Genomic DNA, 20,625 nt, shown 5'->3' with positions numbered 1-20,625 from the left:
TAAATAACTCAATGGCTACAACAGAAACACACTTTTTGGGAGTGGACGTGGGAGGAACCCATCTTAAAATCGGATTGGTAAATAAGAGTGGTGAAATCCTTGATTTTGATAAAGAAGAAACGCATCCATTCAGAGAACATCCTAATGGATTTGGAGAAGCATTTACAGAAGGATTGGGGAAATATTTTCGAAAATATCCGCAGGTAGAAAAAGTGGGTATTGGTCTTCCAGGATTAATTTCAAAAGATCGGACTACTCCTTTGGAGATTCCGGCTATCCCGGCCCTGAATCAATTCAAACTCAAAGAAAGCCTTGAAGCGAAGTATCCGGACAAAGAATTTTTTCTAGAAAATGATGCCGCTGCCGCCGCTATCGGAGAGTTCTATTTTGGCAAAGATGATCCATCTGACAACTTCCTGTTCATTACAATGGGTACTGGAATTGGAAGTGCTTATGTAATTGATGGTGAGGTTTTTAAAGGGTCAAGAGGAAATGCTCTCGAAATGGGTCATATGCTTTCCAAAGGAAATGCTCGTCTAGAAACATTGATCGGAAGACAAGGTATTCTTGATATTTTGGCTCGAATGATAGATGCATTCCCCGAAAAGGCAGGAAGGCTTAAGGGAGCTACCTTAGGTTCACATTTATTGGTAGATACTGCACGCGAGGGAAATGAAGTTTCTCTGATGGTTTTCGAAGAAGTAGGAGAGATTCTAGGTCAATCCATCGTATCTACCATACGGATTTTAGATGTCGCCGAAGTTTACTTTGGAGGGGGAATTTCTGCTGGTTTGGAGTTTATGATGCCAGCCTTGGAGCGTACCATTCGTCAATATCTGACACAGTACTATAATAAAGATTTGAAGCTCAAAAAAGCTACACTAGAAAACAATGCCGGTACCTTGGGAGCTGCAGCCCTTTGCTTTATGGGTTCAGGTCTGTGATCGTTACTTCAGAGACCTTAGATATTGCATTCATTCGGAAAAGAACCTTTAGGGGTTCTTTTTCGCTTTCTACGCCTTCACAGTTTTCAGGACTAGGCTCCAGAAAATAAAAGAAAAAGCTTTGACTTTTATCGACAAGCTCAACGCGATCCGGTCTTCCAAAGGTCTTAATCAAGGCTTGATTACTTGCTCCTAGGAAGTTGTTTTTAATTCGCTCTAATTCCTGCATGTCTTGCATTCGAAGGCCTTTACAGCCATATCGATCTGCTTTCCAATTCTCGATATTGAGTCCCTCGGTATCTAATTTTTGGCTGCAAGATGCTAAGCTCAAAGAAAATATCAGGGCAAAAACGATGGGTGATAAAAGGCGTGTGTTCATGGAATGCAAAGGTAAGGGCTTATTCCCTGTGGAAGGTCTTAAAATTAGATTTATTTGGATTGAAGCTATTTTTGGATAGAGAATCGATGTCAGACGAAATTGTTTTCTCTCTGGATTTTTATCGATTAAACTGAATTTCAAACTTTTGGAAAGCTATGACAGTTTTTGTCACCCTTTTGCCCGATGTAATAAGACGTCGGTTTGGGCAAATACTTTATATTAGCAGCTTAAAATCGCTTCACATGTATTATAGATTCGGAAAGGCATTCTATTACTTCAGTATCGTTATATTCCTCTTTTTCCTGCTTTATTTCTATTCCGCTTTACCTGAGCAAGTCTATTTTCAGCTTGACGCAGAAGACCGATGGCCAAAAGGCACTTATTTCTATGGGATGATTAGTCTCTTTGTGATTTTCAACCTGATTTCGCTTTTGCCACCAAAACTCCTGGAAACCAAATCATGGAAAAAACTTCATCGTCTCTTCCCAATTGGTGACCCTTTTCGGGATTACTTGCTTACCTGGTTCTATTCCTTTGGTGGAGTGTTGAATCTCAGCTTAGGAATGATGGTGTTTTATACCCATTCTATCAATAATCAGCAAGAGATTACGGCAGATCAATTCAGCGTTTTCTTTTACCTTATACCTGCATTACTCCTTGTCTGGATAATTGCACTCTTTTTGCTTTTTGTGGGTAAAACCAAAAAACTTCAAAACCCTTCAGAGTACTAAAATATACTATGGCAGACCAAGTAAAATACAACGAAGATAGTATCAAATCCCTTGATTGGAGAGAGCATATCCGATTGCGACCGGGTATGTATATCGGTAAATTGGGGGATGGAAGTGCCCAAGATGATGGGATTTACGTGTTGGTCAAGGAGGTTTTGGACAACTCTATCGATGAGCACATGATGGGATATGGGCGAACGATCGATGTCAAAATTTCTGAGCATAAAGTAGAGGTCAGAGACTACGGTCGCGGAATTCCGCTAGGGAAGGTCATTGACTGTGTGTCAAAAATCAATACTGGTGGAAAGTATGACTCAGGGGCCTTTCAAAAATCGGTGGGTTTGAATGGAGTCGGTACCAAAGCTGTCAATGCACTTTCCGAGTACTTTAAAGTTCAATCCTACAGAGATGGAGAGACGAAGGTTGCCGAATTTGAAAAGGGTGTACTCAAAGAAGACCGAAAAGTGGAGAAATCCTCAGACCGAAATGGTACAAAAATCATTTTCTCTCCAGATCCTACAGTCTTCAAAAATTATCATTTCATCCCGGAATACCTTGAAAATCAAATTTGGAATTATGCCTACCTGAATGCAGGTCTGACCATTAATTTCAATGGAAAGAAGTACTTTTCTGACAAGGGATTGTATGATCTTTTGGCCAATAAGGTGGATGAGGAAGCGATTCGGTATCCGATTATCCATCTGAAAGGAAATGACATAGAAATGGCCATGACCCACTCTAATCAATACGGAGAGGAGTATTATTCCTTCGTCAACGGTCAATTTACCACTCAAGGAGGAACTCACTTGGCTGCGTTTAGAGAAGCTATCGTGAAGACCGTTAGGGAATTTTACAAGAAAGACTATGATGCTTCCGATATCAGACAAAGCGTCGTGGCATCGATAGCCGTACGGGTGCAGGAACCCGTATTTGAGTCTCAAACCAAGACAAAGCTGGGTTCACAGTCTGTGGGGCCGGATGGGCCAACTCTTCGAACATTTGTCAATGACTTCGTAAAAACCGAACTGGACAATTATCTCCACAAAAACCCAGCGGTAGCAGATGCCTTGCTAAAGCGAATCCTACAATCAGAGCGGGAGCGAAAAGAGATTTCAGGCATTAAAAAATTGGCTAATGAACGAGCCAAGAAAGCCAATCTTCACAATAAAAAGCTTCGGGATTGCCGGGTTCATTATGATGATCCTAAGGCCAATGAGGATCAGAAGAACAACACCATGCTGTTCATTACAGAGGGGGATTCTGCCTCGGGTTCCATTACCAAATCCAGGGATGTCCAGACGCAGGCGGTTTTTTCATTGAGAGGAAAGCCGCTCAACTGCTATGGCATGACGAAAAAGGTGGTGTATGAAAATGAGGAGTTCAACCTGCTGCAGCATGCTTTGAATATTGAAGATGGAATTGAGGGGCTTCGGTACCGAAAAATTGTAATTGCTACCGATGCGGATGTAGATGGAATGCATATCCGCCTACTGATCATGACTTATTTCTTACAGTTTTTCCCTGATTTGGTGAAAAATGGACACCTTTTCATCCTTGATACTCCGCTATTCCGGGTAAGGAATAAGAAGGAAACAATCTATTGCTATTCAGATGAAGAGCGGCAGCGAGCCATTCATAAGCTTGGAAATAAGCCAGAAATCACTCGATTTAAAGGTTTGGGAGAAATCTCTCCGGAAGAATTCGGGACATTTATCGGTGAGGATATCCGCCTCGAACCCATTATTCTAAGGAAGGATACCAAGATCGCAGATCTTCTAAGCTTTTACATGGGTAAAAACACTCCGGATCGTCAAAAATTCATCATCAAGAACCTCAAGATCGAAAAAGATCTGGCATTGGATGACCCAAAAAACAATGAAGTAGTAGAAGAGGAGGAAGCAGCCTGATTTTACAAAATCACCTAAGTCAAGGTATTTAGAGGCAATTCTTTTGAATCACTCTATTTGCCTTATTCGACTGAATAAGTTCTAAAAAATGTAATTGGGAATTACTCCTTCCAAATAAAAACGTGGATTAATACATGAGCGAAGAAACAAATAAACCAGAAGAGACGGACGATAGCCTACACAATTCAGTGCCTGTGACAGGCATGTATAAGGATTGGTTTTTGGACTATGCTTCCTATGTAATTCTGGAGCGGGCAGTTCCAGCCATTGAAGATGGTTTGAAGCCTGTTCAGCGCCGAATTCTCCATGCCATGAAGGAAATGGATGATGGGCGTTTCAATAAAGTCGCCAATATCATTGGTCAATCCATGCAATATCACCCACACGGTGATGCTTCGATTGGTGATGCCATTGTCAATTTGGGACAAAAGGACCTACTCATTGAAACCCAGGGTAACTGGGGAGACATTCGCACCGGTGACTCAGCTGCAGCCGCCAGATATATTGAGGCCAGACTTTCCAAGTTTGCTCTTGAAGTAGTCTTTAATCCACAGACTACGGATTGGCAATTGTCCTATGATGGAAGAAAGCGAGAGCCGGTTACTTTGCCTGTTAAATTCCCATTGCTTCTAGCTCAAGGGGTGGAAGGAATTGCTGTGGGTCTATCTACCAAGATTTTGCCTCACAACTTCTGCGAACTGATTGAAGGTTCGATAGAAATTTTGAAAGGCAATACCACTAACGTACTTCCGGATTTCCTGACGGGAGGTTTGGCAGATTTTTCAGAATACAATGGGGGCCTTCGAGGAGGGAAAGTAAAAGTTAGAGCAAGAATTGAAGAGGAGGATTCCAAAACCTTGGCAATTAAGGAGATACCATTTGGAACTACTACTGATTCTTTGATTGATTCTATCCTCAAAGCGAACGATAAAGGAAAGATAAAAATCAAGAAAGTCGTTGACAATACGGCTAAGGATGTTGAAATCCAGATTCATCTTGCCTCGGGAGTTTCTCCTGATGTGACCATCGATGCATTATATGCTTTCACGGATTGTGAGGTTTCCATCTCTCCAAATGCCTGTGTCATTGTCAATGAAAAGCCGGTTTTCATTTCAGTCAATGAAATCCTGGAATACAATACCAAGCAGACCAAGAAGCTTCTCAAGCAGGAATTAGAAATCCGAAAAGGGGAGTTGATGGAGAAGTTGCTCTTTTCCTCTTTGGAAAAAATATTCATCGAAAACAGAATTTATCGAGACATAGAGGAATGTACTACTTGGGATGAGGTTTTGCAGGCTATTGATAAAGGATTGGATCCTTACAAGCCTGATTTTTATAGGGAAATCACCCAAGAAGACTTGGTTCGATTGACCGAAATCAAGATCAAGCGAATCTCAAAATACGATTCATTCAAGGCAGATGAGTTGATGAAACGCCTGCAGGATGAATTGAAAGAGGTCAATCACAACCTAAGACACCTTACAGACTACTCGATCAAATACTATGAGCGATTGCTGGAAAAGTATGGAAAAGGAAGGGAGCGGAAGACTGAAATACGTGCCTTTGATACCATTCAAGCCACTGTAGTAGCTGCAAATAATGCCAAGCTCTACGTCAATCGTAAAGATGGATTTGTGGGCTCAGGTCTAAAAAAAGAAGAATTTGTATGCGATTGCTCGGACTTAGATGACATCATTGTGATCCGCAAGGACGGGAAAATGATGGTTTCCAAAATTCAGGATAAAGTCTTCATGGGAAAAGACATCCTTCATGTTGGTATCTATCGAAAAACAGATGATCGACTCACCTTTAACCTGATTTACTTGGACGGAGCCTCAGGGAGAGCGATGGTTAAGCGCTTCCAACCCGGTGGTGTCACCCGAGATCGAGAATACGATTTGACCAAGGGGACAAAAGGATCCAAAACCTTATATCTGACAGCCAATCCGAATGGAGAAGCCGAAATCGTCACCGTTTATCTGACTCAGGGGGCCAAGGCTAGGGTTAAGGTTTTTGACTTTGATTTTGCTGATCTTGACATCAAAGGAAGAGGAGCAGGGGGGAATATCTTGACAAGGTATCCAGTCCGAAAAGTTCAGCTGAAGATGGAAGGGGTTTCCACGCTTGGTGGCTTGGATATCTATTACGACCCGGTTGTTGGTCGTCTGAATACTGATGAACGAGGTAATTTGATTGGTAATTTCTTAGGAGAGGATCGAATTTTAGTTTGCTATAAATCAGGTGATTATGAGTTGACAAATTTTGAACTGACTAATCGCTATGAGCCAAATGATGTATTGTTGATCGAAAAATTTGACCCCGAGAAGGTCCTATCTGCTGTCTATTACGATGGAGGGAGCAAGAATTATTTCGTCAAGCGATTCCAAATTGAAACAACTACGCAGAATAAGAAATTTAATTTCATCACGGATCATCGTTCTTCAGCTCTTAAGTTGATCTCTTCCGAAAAACAGCCTCAAGTGAAAGCTATCATCACAAAAGGAAAGGAAGAAGAAGAACAAGTATACGACTTGGATATGATCATTGATGTGAAGGGCTGGAAGGCTATGGGTAATAAATTGAGTTCTTACCCAATAAAAAGCTTGGAGTTAATTGCTCAGAAAAAAGAGGAAAAGCAATCCTCAAAGGAGGAAGGAAAGGATGAAGATTCCGACGAAATAGAGATTGGAAGCACGGTGGATCTTTCACCCAAAAAGGATAGTGACGAAGAGCAATTAGGCTTGTTTTGATGCAATAAAGGCCATGGGTGATATTGAATCGGATTTTGATAAGGGGCTTCTCGATTACTTGGGACAGTATGTTACTGATCATAAGAAAAAGGTAATCGAGGAGGTTCTTGCCAAGCGCACCCGACATTTTACCGTCGTCCTGGAAGATATCTACAAACCTCATAATGCCAGTGCTGTAATTAGAACCTGTGACTGCTTTGGCATTCAAGATTTGCATGTCATTGAGAAGACCAATGCTTACAAAATCAATCCGTATGTAACCAGAGGGGCATCTCAGTGGGTGGATTTGCATAAATATTATAATCCTGAAGGCTCTTCGGTGGACATGTGTTTTGATCAACTTCGGGGTCAGGGTTATAAGATCCTTGGTACAAGCCCTAATGCAAATTCAATTCCGATTTCGGAATTAAAGGCCGATGAGAAAATTGCTTTGGTTTTTGGAAATGAGCATGAAGGAATCTCTCCAGAAGTTCAAGGGAAAGTAGATGGATTGGTTCATATTCCCATGTTAGGCTTTACAGAAAGCTTCAATATATCTGTTTCAGCGTCCATTTTTCTTTTCGATCTGATTCAGAAAACTCAGAAACTTGATATTCCGGATTTTCACCTAATGGAGGATGAGAAAAACTTGCTTAGGCTAAAGTGGTATCGCAGTATTGTGAAGCGATCAGATCTTCATGAGAAAATGTATTTGGAGAATTTGAAAGGAAATTAGTAAGCCGGTCCAATCTTCAATTTTTCCCAAAAGCTTTCTTTTTCGGAGCTATTTGCCTTCTTGGCTTTTTGACGTCGTTTGGCTCGCCTTTTTTGCTCCTTACTTTTCACCAATACGGTTCTGGCTGATATCCCGACTTGACCTCTAAAAAACTCTTCCCGCCCGGCAATATTGATGTTTGGTTTGTAATCAATTGAAATCACTGCATTCGATACGGTCAATTCCAATCCTGCAATCATATCAAGTCCAAAAGTTGAGTTTCCGTATGTGTGCATGATCTGCCGTGTTTCAGGTATTTTTCGAAAGCTTTCCTCATTTCCGAAGGCTGGTCCTGCACCCAAATAGTAATTGAATCTCTTTGAAATAATGGGGCTATGGAGTTTTGCCAAAGCAGAAAAGGTGGTGTTTCTCGAGAAGTCAGACTGAAGAATCAATTCTGCTGAAATACGCTTTTGGATTCGTTGCTCAAGCGTAAGTCCTACTGTACGGTTCAGATCTGAATTTCCTACACGAAGGCCTAGTGCGGTACCATATCGTTGAGCTTTCACGGAAGACGGAAGGCTGATTATCGCTGCGAAAAATAGAAATAATGCTGCTTTTTTAATGTAATTTGTCTGCATATCATCCTCTGTTCCAAATTTTATTCCAACTTAGAACCGAGCTACTTTATTCATCTCACTGACAAAATCTTGGTTTATGAAGAAGACTTTAAAAATCATCGGTCTCATCCTGGCCTTGGCTTTCATCTCCTGTATTATTTGGGTTTTTATTCAGACAAAAGACCGACATCCTGATTATTGGGTGGATTTGGAATTGGAAGGAGAGCAAAATGAACTACTTGCAGGCTTTTCTAAGGTGTCTATTACACCGACCTTCTTTGAAACCTGGACTGATGCGAATGGAGATGCTCAATACAATCCTGAGGATGGAGATACTTTTGAGGATCAAAATCAAAATGGTGAGTTTGATGCTATTTGGTTAGCAGGTTTTCAAAATAATCGACCAGCACAGGGAGTACTCGACTCTTTGTGGGCCAGAACGATGGTGCTGGATGCCGGAAATGTCAAAATGGCCTTGTGTGTGATAGATATGATTGGCTTTGGAAATGATGAGATTATCAGCACGAGAAAACTAATCGAAGCGCAAATTCCTGAGGTAGATTATGTGATTATTGCCAGTACGCATGTTCATTCTTCTCCAGACCTGATGGGAATGTGGGGACCCTCCAGCTTCAAACGGGGAGTCAATCCGGATTACCTGGATCAGGTGCAAAGAGGAATAGTAAAAAGCGTGGAAGAGGCTTACAATTCCTTACGCCCTGCAGAATTTAAGTTTGCAGAGGAAACTGAACGGCTCAAGCCTTTGGTAGGGGATACGCGGCCACCTGTGATTTTGGATGCGAGTCTTCGCCTGATGCAAGTTTTGGATAGGGAGACTGGCAAAACTCTTGGCACCTTAATGAATTGGGGAAATCATCCCGAGACACTTTGGTCTAAGAATATTCAAATAAGTTCAGATTTCCCAAGTACTTGGAGAGATGGAGTGGAAAATGGGATTTCTCTTTCTGATTCCATGAGTATTGATGGGCTTGGCGGCGTAGCGATCTTCCTAAATGGAGCCGTGGGAGGCCTGATGACTACTCATCCTAGTATGGCCATTCAAGATCCGATTTCTGGAGAAGAGTTTTTGGAGCCAAGTCCCGAAAAAATGAAAGCACAGGGAGATATTCTAACTCAAATTACCTTAGAAACTCTATCTGATACGAGCTTGAATACTTTCTCCAAGGTGAATTTGAGACTGAAAGCTAAAAGCTTTGCACTTCCACTGGATAATAAGCTTTTTCAATTAGCGGCGGTCATCGGAATTTTTGATAGAGGATTTGTCAGTTGGAAAAAAATTCGATCTGAAATCGCCATTTGGGAATTAGGACCGGCAAGCTTTTTACATGTCCCGGGAGAACTGTATCCGGAGATTCTTCATGGAGGAATAGAATCTCCCGAAGGGGCTGACTTTGGGATAGAACCTTTAGAGGTGCCTGCGATTAACACCCTGACTTCTGGTCAATTCAAGTTTTTCGGCGGGATTTCCAATGATATGATTGGTTATATCGTGCCCAAAAGCCAGTGGGATGTGGAGCCTCCATATACCTATGATTATGAAGATCGTCCGTATGGTGAGATTAATTCAGTTGGTCCTGAAACATCCCCTATCCTTCATCAGGAGTTGAAGTCCTTGTTGCAGGATTTTTATAAAAAAAATCCCCAGTGATGGGGATTTAGAGTTAATCTTGGTGGATAATGATTTTTTCGATTTTATCGCCTGCCCGAATATCATCGATGACATCCAAGCCTTCTGTTACTTTTCCAAAGCAGGTGTGATTTCGATCTAGATGTGAGGTATTGTCTCGACTATGACAAATGAAAAACTGGGAACCACCTGTATTTCTTCCAGCATGGGCCATCGAGAGCACTCCTCTGTCATGATATTGATTATCTCCAGTCAATTCGCAATCAATGTGATAGCCTGGTCCTCCTCTTCCTGTACCTTCAGGACAACCTCCCTGGATCACAAAATTGGGAATTACCCGATGGAAAGTAAGTCCATCGTAGAATCCTTTTTCGGATAAATCCACAAAATTTTTGACAGTGTTAGGGGCATCCTTCTCGAAAAATTCCACTTTCATGGTTCCTTTCTCCGTAATAATCTCTGCTGTTTTCATTTTTCTAATAATTAATGGCATAAAAATAAACGGAGAATATTAATTCGTAGCATAAAAATTAATAATCTATAGAAAAAGCCCGCTCAAAATGATGCGGGCTTCGGTCACATTTGGGTTATTGAATGTTTTAGAAGTTTGGAGCCCCTTTGAGAATATCTTCGGAGGCATAGTCTTCAAACTGTTTGAAATTTTCGATAAAGGACTTGGCTAGCTTTGAAGCTTGGAGATCATAATCCTCAGGGTTTTTCCAAGTTTTCCGCGGATTGAGGACTTCACTAGGAACTTCTGGGCAAGTTTGTGGAACATCAAATCCAAAATATCGATGGGACTTAAATTCCACTGAATCAAGCTTTCCTTCCAATGCTGCAGTGATCATCGCACGTGTGTAACTTAGCTTCATCCTAGAGCCAACTCCATAAGGGCCTCCAGTCCAGCCAGTGTTGATTAGCCAAACATTAGTCTGGTACTTTTCCATTTTCTCGCCAAATAGCGTAGCATAAGCTGTGGGGTGTAACGGTAAGAATGCCGCTCCAAAACAAGCAGAAAAGGTCAATTTTGGCTCTGTAATACCCATTTCGGTTCCCGCTACCTTTGCCGTGTATCCTGAAATAAAATGATACATCGCCTGACTTTTGTTCAATCTGGAAATAGGAGGAATCACTCCAAAGGCATCTGCAGTCAAGAAAAAGATATTCTTCGGAACAGGAGCTATAGACGGCTCCTTTGCATTTGGAATAAAATTGATGGGATAAGCCGTACGGGTATTTTCAGTAACAGACTTATTTGTAAAATCCACTTCTCTTGAGCCTGCCTTAAAACGGGTGTTTTCTACAATGGAGCCGAATTTGATCGCATCCCAAATCTCAGGCTCTTTTTCCCTAGTCAAGTCAATGACTTTAGCGTAACAGCCACCTTCAAAATTGAAAACGCCATTCTCAGTCCATCCGTGCTCATCATCACCAATCAGAGATCGATTTGGATCTGCAGATAGGGTGGTCTTCCCTGTTCCAGAAAGGCCAAAGAAAATAGCCGTGTCATCGTCTTTTCCCACATTGGCAGAGCAGTGCATAGAGAGCGTCTGATGCTCATGAGGTAGGAGATAATTTAAGACCGAGAAAATGCCTTTTTTCATTTCTCCGGCATATCCTGTCCCTCCAATTAAAATCATCCGTTTGCTTAGATTCAAAATCGCAAAATTGGAGCTTTTGGTACCATCCACCTCTGGGTCCGCTTGAAAGCCTGGAGCACAGATGATCGTAAAGTCATTTTCAAAGTTTTCTAATTCTTCAGCACTCGGTCTCAAAAACATATTGTTGCAGAAGAGATTGTGCCATGCCCAAGTATTTACAACTCGGATATTTAATCGGTACTCTGGATCAGCTCCAGCATAGGCATCTCTTACAAAAAGATCTTTATCTGCTAGAAATTGCTTCATTTTTTCAAGCAACTGATCAAACTTTTCTTCCTCAAAAGGAATATTGATATCTCCCCACCAGACCGAGTCGGCAGTCTTAGCATCCTTGACGATGTAGCGGTCTTTGGGAGATCTTCCGGTAAATTTTCCCGTGTCCGCCATCAAGGCACCGGTTGATGTGAGTGATCCTTCATTCCTTGCCAATGCGTGCTCTACAAGTTCGGCAGGTGGAAGGTTGTAGTGGATTTTTCCAGTCGTGTGGAGATCTAGAAAATCCAAAGGAGAAGTCTGGGCATCCAGCGCTAAATCCTGCATAAAATTTGGGTTTATATTCTGAAAATATCTTGGTCAAAATTAAAGAAAAATAGCCGATAGAAAATCAAAAAATCTGCTTTTTTTGATCATTCAATCGATTACGAAAGATTTTCAATAAATTATTTGGTGACCTTTCAAAAATGTAGTATTAAAGCAAATTGTTCGCTGACTTTTGTCATAGTTTGAAGTGAAATTTATTATTCTGAGGAAAGCTTTTTTTGGAACGAAGTCCAGAATTCTCTTATCATTGTAAAAATCTATCCAACCAAAAGAAATTATCCTTGGAAACACCTAATAATCCGGAATTCGAAGGGCCAACTATTTTTGGCCATCCAAAAGGGCTGATGACGCTCTTTTTTACTGAAATGTGGGAGCGATTTAGCTACTACGGAATGCGGGCCCTCTTGATTTTATTCATGACGGCAGCTATTACCGAAGGAGGCCTTGGTTTCGATGACAAAACTTCAGGAGCCATCTATGGACTTTATACTATGGGAGTCTATCTTTTGGCACTGCCGGGAGGATGGCTGGCTGATAGGCTTTTCGGTCTAAAAAAATCAGTGTGGTACGGTGGTATCATCATTGCCATGGGGCACTTTACGATGGCTCTACCCGGCATCTTTTCATCGGGTGATTATGCTTCTAAAACGGCATTAAGTACACTCGATACTACTTCATTCTTCCTTGGACTTATTCTGATCGTCTTTGGTACTGGACTTTTAAAGCCTAATATCAGTTCGATCGTAGGACAGCTTTATCCAGAAGGAAGCTCAAAGCGAGATGCAGGATTTTCAATCTTTTACATGGGAATCAATCTTGGTGCTCTGATTGCTCCAATTGCTTGTAGCACTTTAGCAGAATACGATTGGCACCTTGGTTTTGGCTTAGCAGGATTTGGAATGGTGCTTGGATTGATTCAATACAAATTGACAGGTAGCTCTCTAGAAGGATATGGAGATGCGCCTATTGTGTCAGATGACTTTGAGCAGGCCAAGCAAAATAAATTGAAATCAGCAGTTACCTGGATAGGTATAGTCTTGGTTGGACTGATAGGAATTATGTTTACTGGGATCGTTCCTATCGATGTGGTAGCTATTGCCGGGGCATCTGGTACTATCATTGCCTTGGTTGCTTTTGCATATCTGGGCTATGTGATTCTTTTTGGAGGATTAGACAAGTCTGATAGAAATAAAGTCGGGGTAATTGCTATTCTATTTTTATTCTCTGCGATGTTTTGGTCAGGCTTCGAACAGGCTGGGTCTACCTTAAATCTTTTCGCAGAGCGATTTACAGATCGTTCGGTTCTTGGTTTTGAGATTCCAACTGGTTATTTCCAATCGATCAATTCCATGTTCATTATCATTTTCGCGCCGATCTTTGGTGGTCTATGGGTATGGTTGGGAAGAAGAAATCTTGAGCCTAGTTCTCCAATGAAATTCACCCTTGGCTTATTCATGTTGGGTATGGGCTTCCTTGTGATGTATTTCGCTGCCAAAATCGCAGCTTCAGGTGAGCTAGCAGCACCTACCTGGCTGATATTCACTTACATGCTTCACACATTTGGCGAGCTGGCACTTTCACCAGTTGGTTTGAGTTTGGTAACCAAACTAGCTCCAAAAGGCTATGGAGGTCAAATGATGGGAATTTGGTTCCTGTCAGTTTCACTAGGAAACCTCTTTGCAGGATTGATTGCAGGTGAAGCGAGTGGTGGTACCGAAGAGGCTTTGGCTCAAATGCCGGATCAGTACATGTTGATCGTTTACACTGTGATTGGTTCTGCGGCCTTGCTATTCATTCTGAGACCGATGATTCGAAAAATGATGGGTAACGTTCATTAAGGTTACTCACAGGAATAAATGGAAAAAGGTTATCGATCTGATAGCCTTTTTTATTTTTCCAGTCTGTAGCAAATTTGCTATAGGCTTTTATCTAAAATAAACTGGTTTGAACTGTGGCAGGTTTACTTGCCTGTATGGTACCTTTCAGCATATCCTGCAGGAGTTTGAGGAATCCAGGTTGCAAACTCTCCGGATTGATTTTTACTTCTTTTCCATCATATCCTACCGGACCGAGCATTTTTTCAAAACCGATGATCATACTCCAAATCGTGTAAAAAGTGATCTCAGGCTGTAGTTCCGGTCGGATACTCCCATCCTTGATTCCCTGACTGACCATCATCACGCCAAATTTGGCTGGTTCATGATGGATTTCCAGGAGCTTTTGGAAGTGCTGACTTTCTAGGATTAGCGGATCAATTTCTTTTCTGCTCTCTTCCTGATTGTATTTTTTGACCAAATCCATAAAATTGATAATGGCATCGTAGAGGATTTGATTTTTGCCGGCAAAGTCTACCACTCGGATGACCAAATCGGTGATTTTCTCCAGTCCGGTTTTTCCTTTGCTCAAATAAACTTCCCGAAATTCATCTTTAAACTGATCAAAGGCCTTCTTGGTCAAAGCCATGAAAAGGTCTTCCTTATTTTTATAATAAAAGTAGGTGAGGCCTTTGCTCATTCCTACCTCTTGGGAAATATCACTCATTCTGGTAGCCTGATAACCCTTGGAAGTGAAGAGTCGAATGGCCGCATCCAAAATGAGTTTTTCTTTATTCTTTTCTTTAGGCATGGATTGCTTGAGCTAAAATTTAATTCAAAAGTGAATTTATTAAACCTGGGTCAAAAAACAGAAGAGCTTTAAAAAGAAAAAGACAAAAAATGGCCAAAATTTAATTTTGACCATTTTTTGTCAAACTATCAGGCTTCTACTTTGACGATGAAGTAATTCTTTTTGCCTTTTTGGACCAAAAGATATTTTCCCTGCAGAAGCTTCGATTCAAACTTTCCATTGGGATCGGTAATTTTTTCCTTGTTGATACTAAGGCCACCGCCTTGGATGAGTTTGCGGGCTTCACCCTTCGAGCCAAAGATCAACCCTTGCGTCATTTCTCCAAAAAGATCCAAGTTTGACTCCAGCTGTTCAAATTCAGCCTTGGAAATCTCTACTTGAGGGACCCCTTCGAATACCTGTAGGAAGGTTCTCTCGTCTAATTTGGATAAATCTTCCGTTGAGGATTTCCCAAAAAGTATTTGCGAAGCTTTGACTGCAAGCTCATATTCTTCTTCACTATGCACCATGGTAGTGACTTGCTTAGCGATTTCTTGCTGAAGCAATCGAAGGTGAGGAGCTTCTTGATGCGCTTTTTCCAGGTCTTCTATTGTTTTCTGGTCCAAGACGGTAAAGATTCGAATGTATTTGGAAGCATCTTCATCTGATACATTCATCCAAAATTGATAGAATGCATAAGGAGATGTTTTTTCTGGATCCAACCATACCGAACCGCTTTCAGTCTTTCCAAACTTACTTCCGTCCGCTTTGGTGATAAGAGGAACCGTCAATGCATATGCAGGTCCTCCACCCATTCTTCGAATGAGCTCAGTACCGGTAACGATATTTCCCCATTGATCCGAACCGCCAAGCTGCACGGTGCAATTGTTGTTTTTCCAGAGATGGTAAAAATCATAGCCTTGAATAAGCTGGTAAGAAAATTCCGTGAAGGAAAGGCCATTTCCGTCCTCTAGTCTTCTTTTGACACTATCCTTTGCCATCATATAGTTGACAGTGATGTGTTTTCCTACATCCCTGATAAACTCCAAAAAGGAGAATTTTGACATCCAGTCGTAATTATTGACTAGTTCGGCTTTGTTTTCAGTGCCACTGCTGAAGTCAAGGAATTTAGCCAGCTGATTTTGGATAGACTTGACATTGTGATCCAAAGTCTCCTTGTCTAGAAGATTTCGCTCGGCTGACTTGAAAGAAGGATCGCCGATCATTCCTGTAGCACCTCCGACCAATGCAAATGGCTTATGTCCTGCGCGCTGAAAGTGTAAAAGCGTCATAACACCTACCAAATGCCCGATATGAAGTGAATCTGCAGTGGGGTCAAATCCCAGGTAGGCAGAAGCCATTCCTTTATTCAGGTGTTCTTCGATTTCCGGAGTCATGTCTTGAAGCATTCCTCTCCAGCGTAGTTCTTCTATAAATGAATTCATGTGCAGCTTTTCCTAATTAAGCCGCAAATATAGGCCGATCAATTAAGGGAAGGAAAGAAAACTACCACAGGAATTTCAAAAAGCTCTGATTAAATATCTTTTCTGCAATGCTATTGCAATTTTTCTTACTTTCAAGCCTCAAAAATTCAAATTCATGATAAAGAAATTCAGTTTAGTTCTTTTCGCATTATTGATTGGTCAGCTCTCTTGGGCTCAAGATGATCCGAGATGGGTAAGGTATCCAGCTATTTCTCCCGATGGTAGTCAAATTGTATTTACCTACAAAGGAGACTTATACTTGGTTCCAAGTGCTGGTGGTGAAGCCAAACAACTCACTTTCCACGAAGCGCATGACTACAAAGCCGTATGGAGTAAGGATGGAAAGCAGCTTGCTTTTGCATCAGATCGCTATGGTAATTTTGACATATTCATCATGAGTGCCTCCGGTGGACCGGCATCAAGGCTCACTTTCCATTCAAATGATGAAATGCCTTTTGATTTTACTGCTGACGGCTCAGGAGTAATCTTTGGGGCACAGCGAATGGATATCTCGTCTCACAGACAATATCCTACTGGTTCCCAGCCTGAGCTCTACCAAGTACCTGTGAAGGGTGGGAGAGTGGATCAAATTTGGACTATCCCTGCTGAGTATGTTCAGAGTAATGCAGATGGATCAAAAATGATCTATCATGATAAAAAAGGCGGCGAAAATGAATGGAGGAAGCATCATGAGTCTGGAATTGCCCGGGATATTTGGATGTATGATGCGAATACAGACACGCATCAGATGTTGACTACTTTTTATGGCGAAGATAGAAATCCCGTATTCTCTCCGAATGAAGAAGAAATTTATTACCTCAGTGAGCAGAATGGAGATTTCAATGTCTTTTCCATGTCGGTTTCTGATCCTTCGAATTCAAAGGCTTTAACTGATTTGAAGGATTTTCCGGTTCGTTTTCTGACGATTTCTAAAGATGGGCTGATGAGCTTTAGCTTTGATGGGGAACTTTACACGCTGAAGGCAGGAGAAGCACCCCAAAAAGTTGAAATAAGCTTAGCTACCCAAGCTATTACTAATCCTGATAATTTTATTTCTATCAACGGAGGAGTAAGCGAAATGAGTCTTTCACCGGATGGAAAAGAGATTGCTTTCATTGCAAGGGGTGAGGTATTTGTGACAGCAGTGGACGGAAGCTTGACCAAGCGTATTACCGAAACAGCCGAACAAGAGCGTTTTGTAGAATTTGCTCCAGATGGAAAGTCTATTCTTTACTCCAGTGAACGTGATGGCCGCTGGCAAATTTTTAAAGCTGAAAAAGTTCGGAGCGAAGAGCCATTTTTCTTTGCCGCAACGCTTATTAAGGAATCACCGATGTTGGACTTGGAAGTAGACGCCTACTTACCCAAGCTTTCACCCGACGGAAAGAAATTAGCTTATGTCGAGGATCGCCGATCTATTATGGTCATGGATTTGGCATCAAAGGAAAAAGTTATGCTGCTTTCTCCGGATGATCTCTACCACATGCGTGATGGGGATCAGTACTTCACCTGGAGTCCGGATAGTAAATGGCTACTTGCTTCCTATAACCCGACCATGGTCAATGGTGAGGTAGTTCTCTTGGATGCTAGTGGTAAAGAACCTTTCCGCAACCTTACGAAGAATGGCTATGATGATGGAAGTGCTGTATGGGTGAATGGTGGAAAGCAAATGCTTTGGTTCTCCAATAGAGATGGTCTAAGAAGCTATGCTACGTCTGGAAGAAGCGAGCGAGATGTTTACACCCTTTTCTTTGACAAAGGTGCCTGGGATAAGTTCAATCTGAGCGAAGATGAGTTTAAACTCATGAAAGAGCTTGAAAAAGCTAAAAAAGACGGCGAAAAGAAAGATTCTGAGAAAGAGGATAAGAGCAAGGATAAAAAAGAAATAAGTCCGCTCAATTTTGACTGGGAAGGAATTGAAGAGCGAAAGGCTAGGCTGACTATCCATAGCAGTAGCTTAGGAGACGCGGTTTTGAGCAAGGATGGAGAAAAACTGTATTACCTAGCTCGATTTGAGAAAGGGTACAACCTCTGGTCGACCAATATCCGAACCAAGGAAACCAAACAGGAATTGAAGCTGGATGCCAGCTATGGTAACCTTATGTGGGACAAAGATCAAGAAAGCCTTTTCCTGCTTAGCAATGGCTCAATTTCTAAAATCAATCCTAGCTCTATGAAGCGAGAGTCGATCAAAATAAGCGGTGAGATGACTTATGACCGAACTGCGGAGCTTGATCATCTTTTTGATCACGTATGGCAGCGAACTCAGGGCATTTTCTACACTCCTGATATGCATGGAGTGGATTGGGAGAAGGCAAGAATTGATTATCAAAAGTATTTACCACATATCGGGAATAACTATGAATTCGCAGAAATGCTATCCGAAATGCTTGGTGAGCTCAATGTCTCTCATGCAGGAGCAAGATATTCAAGAAGTATTTCCATGCCTGATCAGACAGCTTCATTGGGAGTGTTTTGGGATTATGGTTTTGAAGGAGATGGTATTAAAATCACAGAGGTTATACCAGGAGGTCCTTTGGACAAAGCCAATCTGAATGTGAGTGCCGGAATGATCATTCGATCTATTGATGGGATTGCTATTTCAGCTAATATGGATTTTGCGAAGCTACTCAACCGCAAAGCTGATAAGTTCACCTTGATTGAATTGACCGATGCCAATGGACAAAATGCACAGCAACTCACTATCAAGCCGATATCACTTCGTGAGGAAAATGGCTTGCTTTATAGACGATGGGTCAAGAAGAACCAAGAAGAAGTAGCTGAACTAAGCGGTGGTAAGTTGGGCTATGTTCATATTCCTGGAATGAGTGACGGTCCTTACAGAAATGTTTATGAGGAAATGATGGGTAAGTATCATGATACAGAAGGCGTCATTGTAGATACACGATTCAATGGTGGGGGTGATTTGGTCGCTGATTTAGCGATGTTCTTCACCGGAGAGCGCTTTTTGACTTATGCGACCGAGGCAAAGGAAGTGGGGTATGAGCCTACTGCTCGCTGGACTAAGCCCACCTTGGCCATGTTCAATGAAGCCAATTATTCAGATGGTCATTGTTTCGCCTGTGGATATACTGATTTAGAAATCGGTAAAACAGTAGGTATGCCTACCCCGGGGACTTGTTCTTTTGCCGGATGGGAAGGTTTACCAAATGGCGTTAGATGGGGAGTAGTACCGATTTCATCTAAAAACCAAGCTGGGGAATGGTTAGAAAATAACGAAACCAAGCCTCAATTTGAAGTGAAAAATATGCCTGGAAAGATTGACAAAGGTATCGATCAGCAACTGGAGAAAGCGGTCGAGGAGCTTTTGAAAGACGTTCAATAAAAAAGGAAAAAGGCTGTCAGATAATTCTGACAGCCTTTTTTAAATGCTTACCCAAAATTTCGCCGTATCTTATTGATAGTTCTTGTTGTTCAAAGACTCTTCACCTTTGAAGAACTTTGTAAGTTTTGCAAAAGAACTGTCGAAATATCCCTCAAGCATACGCTTGATGATAAATGTACGGTACTCGTCTTTAGAGACGATTGGAAAATACTCATGGCTTTTGCCATAAGATTTGTGACTAACAAATCCCTTTCTTTCAAGGATTCTGACGATAGTCGATACAGTGTTGTAAGCCGGCTTTGGCTCTGGCATAGGAAGAAGAATATCTTTCACGAATCCTCGCTCGATATCCCAGAGGATTTGCATAATCTCCTCTTCCGCTCTGGTTAATGGTTTCATAAGTTTTTTGGTGTTAAGTTTTAAAACGAAGGTAAATTATTCGTTTAGTTTCTTAAATCCAAGAAAAATACAAAAATTAGTATTACTATTTAGTTGAAAAATATTTAAAGTACTGAAAGTCAGAAAAATAAAAAAGGGACAAATTTTTGTCCCTTTCGTTTTTTATACTGTTCGAAGTTTAATAATCTTCGATGCGTGCAATAGTTTTACAATTGGATAGGTAGGATCAAACTCATACCACTTCACTGCAAAGTTTGGACGATTTGGTAGTTTATGATGATTGTTTTGGAAAAGCTCTCCAAGCATCAAAACATCAAGTAAAAGGCTGTTTTTTGACTTATCATTGTTGTCAAAGTTAGAATAACCATACTTGTGACCGCTCCAGTTTACAATAGCACCATGCACAGGTCCCATCAAGAAGTGGATTGGCAGTAAGAAGTACATCCACCAATGAGTTCCGGGAAGTTCAAAGACTGTAATACAAAGTACGTAGATCAATACATAAAACAGACCCCAAGCCACACGTACGGCCATGTTATCAGCAAACTTGTCAAAGGTCAACCAGTCGGGAATATCTTTTGAAAATCTTTCTTCAGGCTTGAGTCGGAAAGAAAAATACTCATTGTAGATATTTTTGGTTTTCCACATCATGGTGAAAAGGTTTTCGGTATGATGTGGGGAGTGAGGATCTTTTGGTGTATCACTGTAAGCATGGTGCATTCTGTGAAGCACCGCATAAGCTCTAGGAGAGAGGTAAGAGCTACCTTGCCACATCCATGTGAAGATGTAGAAGAAACGCTCCCAAAACTTGTTCATTTCGAACATTTGGTGAGCTGCGTATCTGTGAAGGAAGAAACTTTGGCAGAATAGAGAGAAATACCAGTGAAGGAGGAAGAAAATAATGATAATCACAATAAA

General features: G+C 41.4%; 16 protein-coding genes. 8 read left to right on the top strand and 8 right to left on the bottom strand.

Annotation, left to right across the window (positions count from 1 at the left end):
- The first annotated feature begins 11 nt into the window (after positions 1-11).
- On the top strand, positions 12-944 hold the full coding sequence (locus CDH51_RS02395; protein ID WP_100627077.1) for an ROK family protein: 933 nt from the start codon (positions 12-14) through the stop codon (positions 942-944).
- Here CDH51_RS02395 and CDH51_RS02390 read toward each other — a convergent pair.
- Positions 925-1,323: a hypothetical protein gene (locus CDH51_RS02390; RefSeq protein ID WP_100627076.1), complete on the bottom strand. Its 399-nt coding sequence runs from the start codon at positions 1,321-1,323 to the stop codon at positions 925-927. The two genes, CDH51_RS02395 and CDH51_RS02390, sit on opposite strands and share 20 nt — an antisense overlap.
- Positions 1,324-1,565: 242 nt before the next feature.
- Between CDH51_RS02390 and CDH51_RS02385 the strand changes: the two genes are divergently transcribed.
- The 4 genes from CDH51_RS02385 (at position 1,566) to CDH51_RS02370 (ending at position 7,426) form a co-directional block, all read left to right on the top strand.
- Positions 1,566-2,054, top strand: coding sequence for a DNA topoisomerase IV (locus tag CDH51_RS02385; RefSeq protein ID WP_100627075.1), 489 nt, complete (start codon positions 1,566-1,568; stop codon positions 2,052-2,054).
- An 8-nt stretch (positions 2,055-2,062) separates the two neighbouring features.
- Entirely contained in the window at positions 2,063-3,961 is a 1,899-nt protein-coding gene (locus CDH51_RS02380) for a DNA topoisomerase IV subunit B (protein WP_026945748.1), read from the top strand.
- 134 nt (positions 3,962-4,095) lie between these two features.
- The gene (locus tag CDH51_RS02375; protein ID WP_100627074.1) at positions 4,096-6,711 is read left to right on the top strand and encodes a DNA gyrase/topoisomerase IV subunit A; all 2,616 of its coding nucleotides are present in this window, start codon (positions 4,096-4,098) and stop codon (positions 6,709-6,711) included.
- A gap of 13 nt (positions 6,712-6,724) precedes the next feature.
- Positions 6,725-7,426 (top strand): TrmH family RNA methyltransferase, encoded by a 702-nt coding sequence (locus CDH51_RS02370; RefSeq protein ID WP_100627073.1) that lies wholly within the window; start codon positions 6,725-6,727, stop codon positions 7,424-7,426.
- On the opposite strand, the gene CDH51_RS02365 is transcribed toward CDH51_RS02370, so the two are convergent.
- Positions 7,423-8,046, bottom strand: a complete 624-nt coding sequence (locus tag CDH51_RS02365) for a hypothetical protein (protein ID WP_100627072.1) — start codon at positions 8,044-8,046, stop codon at positions 7,423-7,425. The two genes, CDH51_RS02370 and CDH51_RS02365, sit on opposite strands and share 4 nt — an antisense overlap.
- 76 nt (positions 8,047-8,122) lie before the next feature.
- Here CDH51_RS02365 and CDH51_RS02360 point away from each other — a divergent pair, with 76 nt between their 5' ends.
- A complete protein-coding gene (locus CDH51_RS02360; protein ID WP_100627071.1) occupies positions 8,123-9,694 on the top strand; it encodes a hypothetical protein in 1,572 nt (523 codons plus the stop codon).
- Between the two features lie 13 nt (positions 9,695-9,707).
- Here CDH51_RS02360 and CDH51_RS02355 read toward each other — a convergent pair whose 3' ends face one another.
- Positions 9,708-10,145: a peptidylprolyl isomerase gene (locus CDH51_RS02355; protein ID WP_100627070.1), complete on the bottom strand. Its 438-nt coding sequence runs from the start codon at positions 10,143-10,145 to the stop codon at positions 9,708-9,710.
- Between the two features lie 127 nt (positions 10,146-10,272).
- Positions 10,273-11,874 (bottom strand): phosphoenolpyruvate carboxykinase (ATP), encoded by a 1,602-nt coding sequence (pckA, locus tag CDH51_RS02350; protein WP_100627069.1) that lies wholly within the window; start codon positions 11,872-11,874, stop codon positions 10,273-10,275.
- Between the two features lie 344 nt (positions 11,875-12,218).
- On the opposite strand from pckA, the gene CDH51_RS02345 reads away from it, so the two are divergent.
- The gene (locus tag CDH51_RS02345) at positions 12,219-13,712 is read left to right on the top strand and encodes a peptide MFS transporter (protein ID WP_100627790.1); all 1,494 of its coding nucleotides are present in this window, start codon (positions 12,219-12,221) and stop codon (positions 13,710-13,712) included.
- A gap of 91 nt (positions 13,713-13,803) precedes the next feature.
- Here the strand turns inward: CDH51_RS02345 and CDH51_RS02340 are convergent, their stop codons facing one another.
- Together CDH51_RS02340 and tyrS are read right to left on the bottom strand one after the other, a co-directional pair.
- Positions 13,804-14,499 carry a TetR/AcrR family transcriptional regulator gene (locus tag CDH51_RS02340; RefSeq protein ID WP_100627068.1) on the bottom strand — a complete coding sequence of 232 codons (696 nt, stop codon included), beginning with the start codon at positions 14,497-14,499 and terminating at the stop codon, positions 13,804-13,806.
- A 128-nt stretch (positions 14,500-14,627) separates the two neighbouring features.
- A complete protein-coding gene (tyrS, locus tag CDH51_RS02335) occupies positions 14,628-15,923 on the bottom strand; it encodes a tyrosine--tRNA ligase (RefSeq protein WP_100627067.1) in 1,296 nt (431 codons plus the stop codon).
- Positions 15,924-16,077: 154 nt separating this feature from the next.
- Between tyrS and CDH51_RS02330 the strand changes: the two genes are divergently transcribed.
- The gene (locus CDH51_RS02330; RefSeq protein WP_100627066.1) at positions 16,078-19,308 is read left to right on the top strand and encodes a S41 family peptidase; all 3,231 of its coding nucleotides are present in this window, start codon (positions 16,078-16,080) and stop codon (positions 19,306-19,308) included.
- A gap of 69 nt (positions 19,309-19,377) precedes the next feature.
- On the opposite strand, the gene CDH51_RS02325 is transcribed toward CDH51_RS02330, so the two are convergent.
- Together CDH51_RS02325 and CDH51_RS02320 are read right to left on the bottom strand one after the other, a co-directional pair.
- Positions 19,378-19,707 (bottom strand): BlaI/MecI/CopY family transcriptional regulator, encoded by a 330-nt coding sequence (locus CDH51_RS02325; RefSeq protein ID WP_024282341.1) that lies wholly within the window; start codon positions 19,705-19,707, stop codon positions 19,378-19,380.
- A gap of 162 nt (positions 19,708-19,869) precedes the next feature.
- Positions 19,870-20,619, bottom strand: a complete 750-nt coding sequence (locus tag CDH51_RS02320; protein ID WP_100627065.1) for an acyl-CoA desaturase — start codon at positions 20,617-20,619, stop codon at positions 19,870-19,872.
- Positions 20,620-20,625: the final 6 nt, after the last annotated feature.

This window comes from Algoriphagus formosus (genome assembly GCF_002807035.1).
GTDB classification, from domain to species: Bacteria; Bacteroidota; Bacteroidia; order Cytophagales; family Cyclobacteriaceae; genus Algoriphagus; species Algoriphagus formosus.
This window is presented reverse-complemented; position numbering and strand designations above follow the sequence as displayed.

Excerpts from the sequence above, each read along its gene's own strand:
- CDH51_RS02355 (WP_100627070.1), bottom strand. The coding sequence starts at position 10,145 with ATGAAAACAGCAGAGATTATTACGGAGAAAGGAACCATGAAAGTGGAA.
- CDH51_RS02395 (WP_100627077.1), top strand. The coding sequence starts at position 12 with ATGGCTACAACAGAAACACACTTTTTGGGAGTGGACGTGGGAGGAACC.
- CDH51_RS02385 (WP_100627075.1), top strand. The coding sequence starts at position 1,566 with ATGTATTATAGATTCGGAAAGGCATTCTATTACTTCAGTATCGTTATA.
- CDH51_RS02330 (WP_100627066.1), top strand. The coding sequence starts at position 16,078 with ATGATAAAGAAATTCAGTTTAGTTCTTTTCGCATTATTGATTGGTCAG.
- CDH51_RS02325 (WP_024282341.1), bottom strand. The coding sequence starts at position 19,707 with ATGAAACCATTAACCAGAGCGGAAGAGGAGATTATGCAAATCCTCTGG.
- CDH51_RS02360 (WP_100627071.1), top strand. The coding sequence starts at position 8,123 with ATGAAGAAGACTTTAAAAATCATCGGTCTCATCCTGGCCTTGGCTTTC.
- CDH51_RS02345 (WP_100627790.1), top strand. The coding sequence starts at position 12,219 with ATGACGCTCTTTTTTACTGAAATGTGGGAGCGATTTAGCTACTACGGA.
- CDH51_RS02365 (WP_100627072.1), bottom strand. The coding sequence starts at position 8,046 with ATGCAGACAAATTACATTAAAAAAGCAGCATTATTTCTATTTTTCGCA.
- CDH51_RS02375 (WP_100627074.1), top strand. The coding sequence starts at position 4,096 with ATGAGCGAAGAAACAAATAAACCAGAAGAGACGGACGATAGCCTACAC.
- CDH51_RS02390 (WP_100627076.1), bottom strand. The coding sequence starts at position 1,323 with ATGAACACACGCCTTTTATCACCCATCGTTTTTGCCCTGATATTTTCT.
- pckA (WP_100627069.1), bottom strand. The coding sequence starts at position 11,874 with ATGCAGGATTTAGCGCTGGATGCCCAGACTTCTCCTTTGGATTTTCTA.
- CDH51_RS02380 (WP_026945748.1), top strand. The coding sequence starts at position 2,063 with ATGGCAGACCAAGTAAAATACAACGAAGATAGTATCAAATCCCTTGAT.
- CDH51_RS02370 (WP_100627073.1), top strand. The coding sequence starts at position 6,725 with ATGGGTGATATTGAATCGGATTTTGATAAGGGGCTTCTCGATTACTTG.
- tyrS (WP_100627067.1), bottom strand. The coding sequence starts at position 15,923 with ATGAATTCATTTATAGAAGAACTACGCTGGAGAGGAATGCTTCAAGAC.
- CDH51_RS02340 (WP_100627068.1), bottom strand. The coding sequence starts at position 14,499 with ATGCCTAAAGAAAAGAATAAAGAAAAACTCATTTTGGATGCGGCCATT.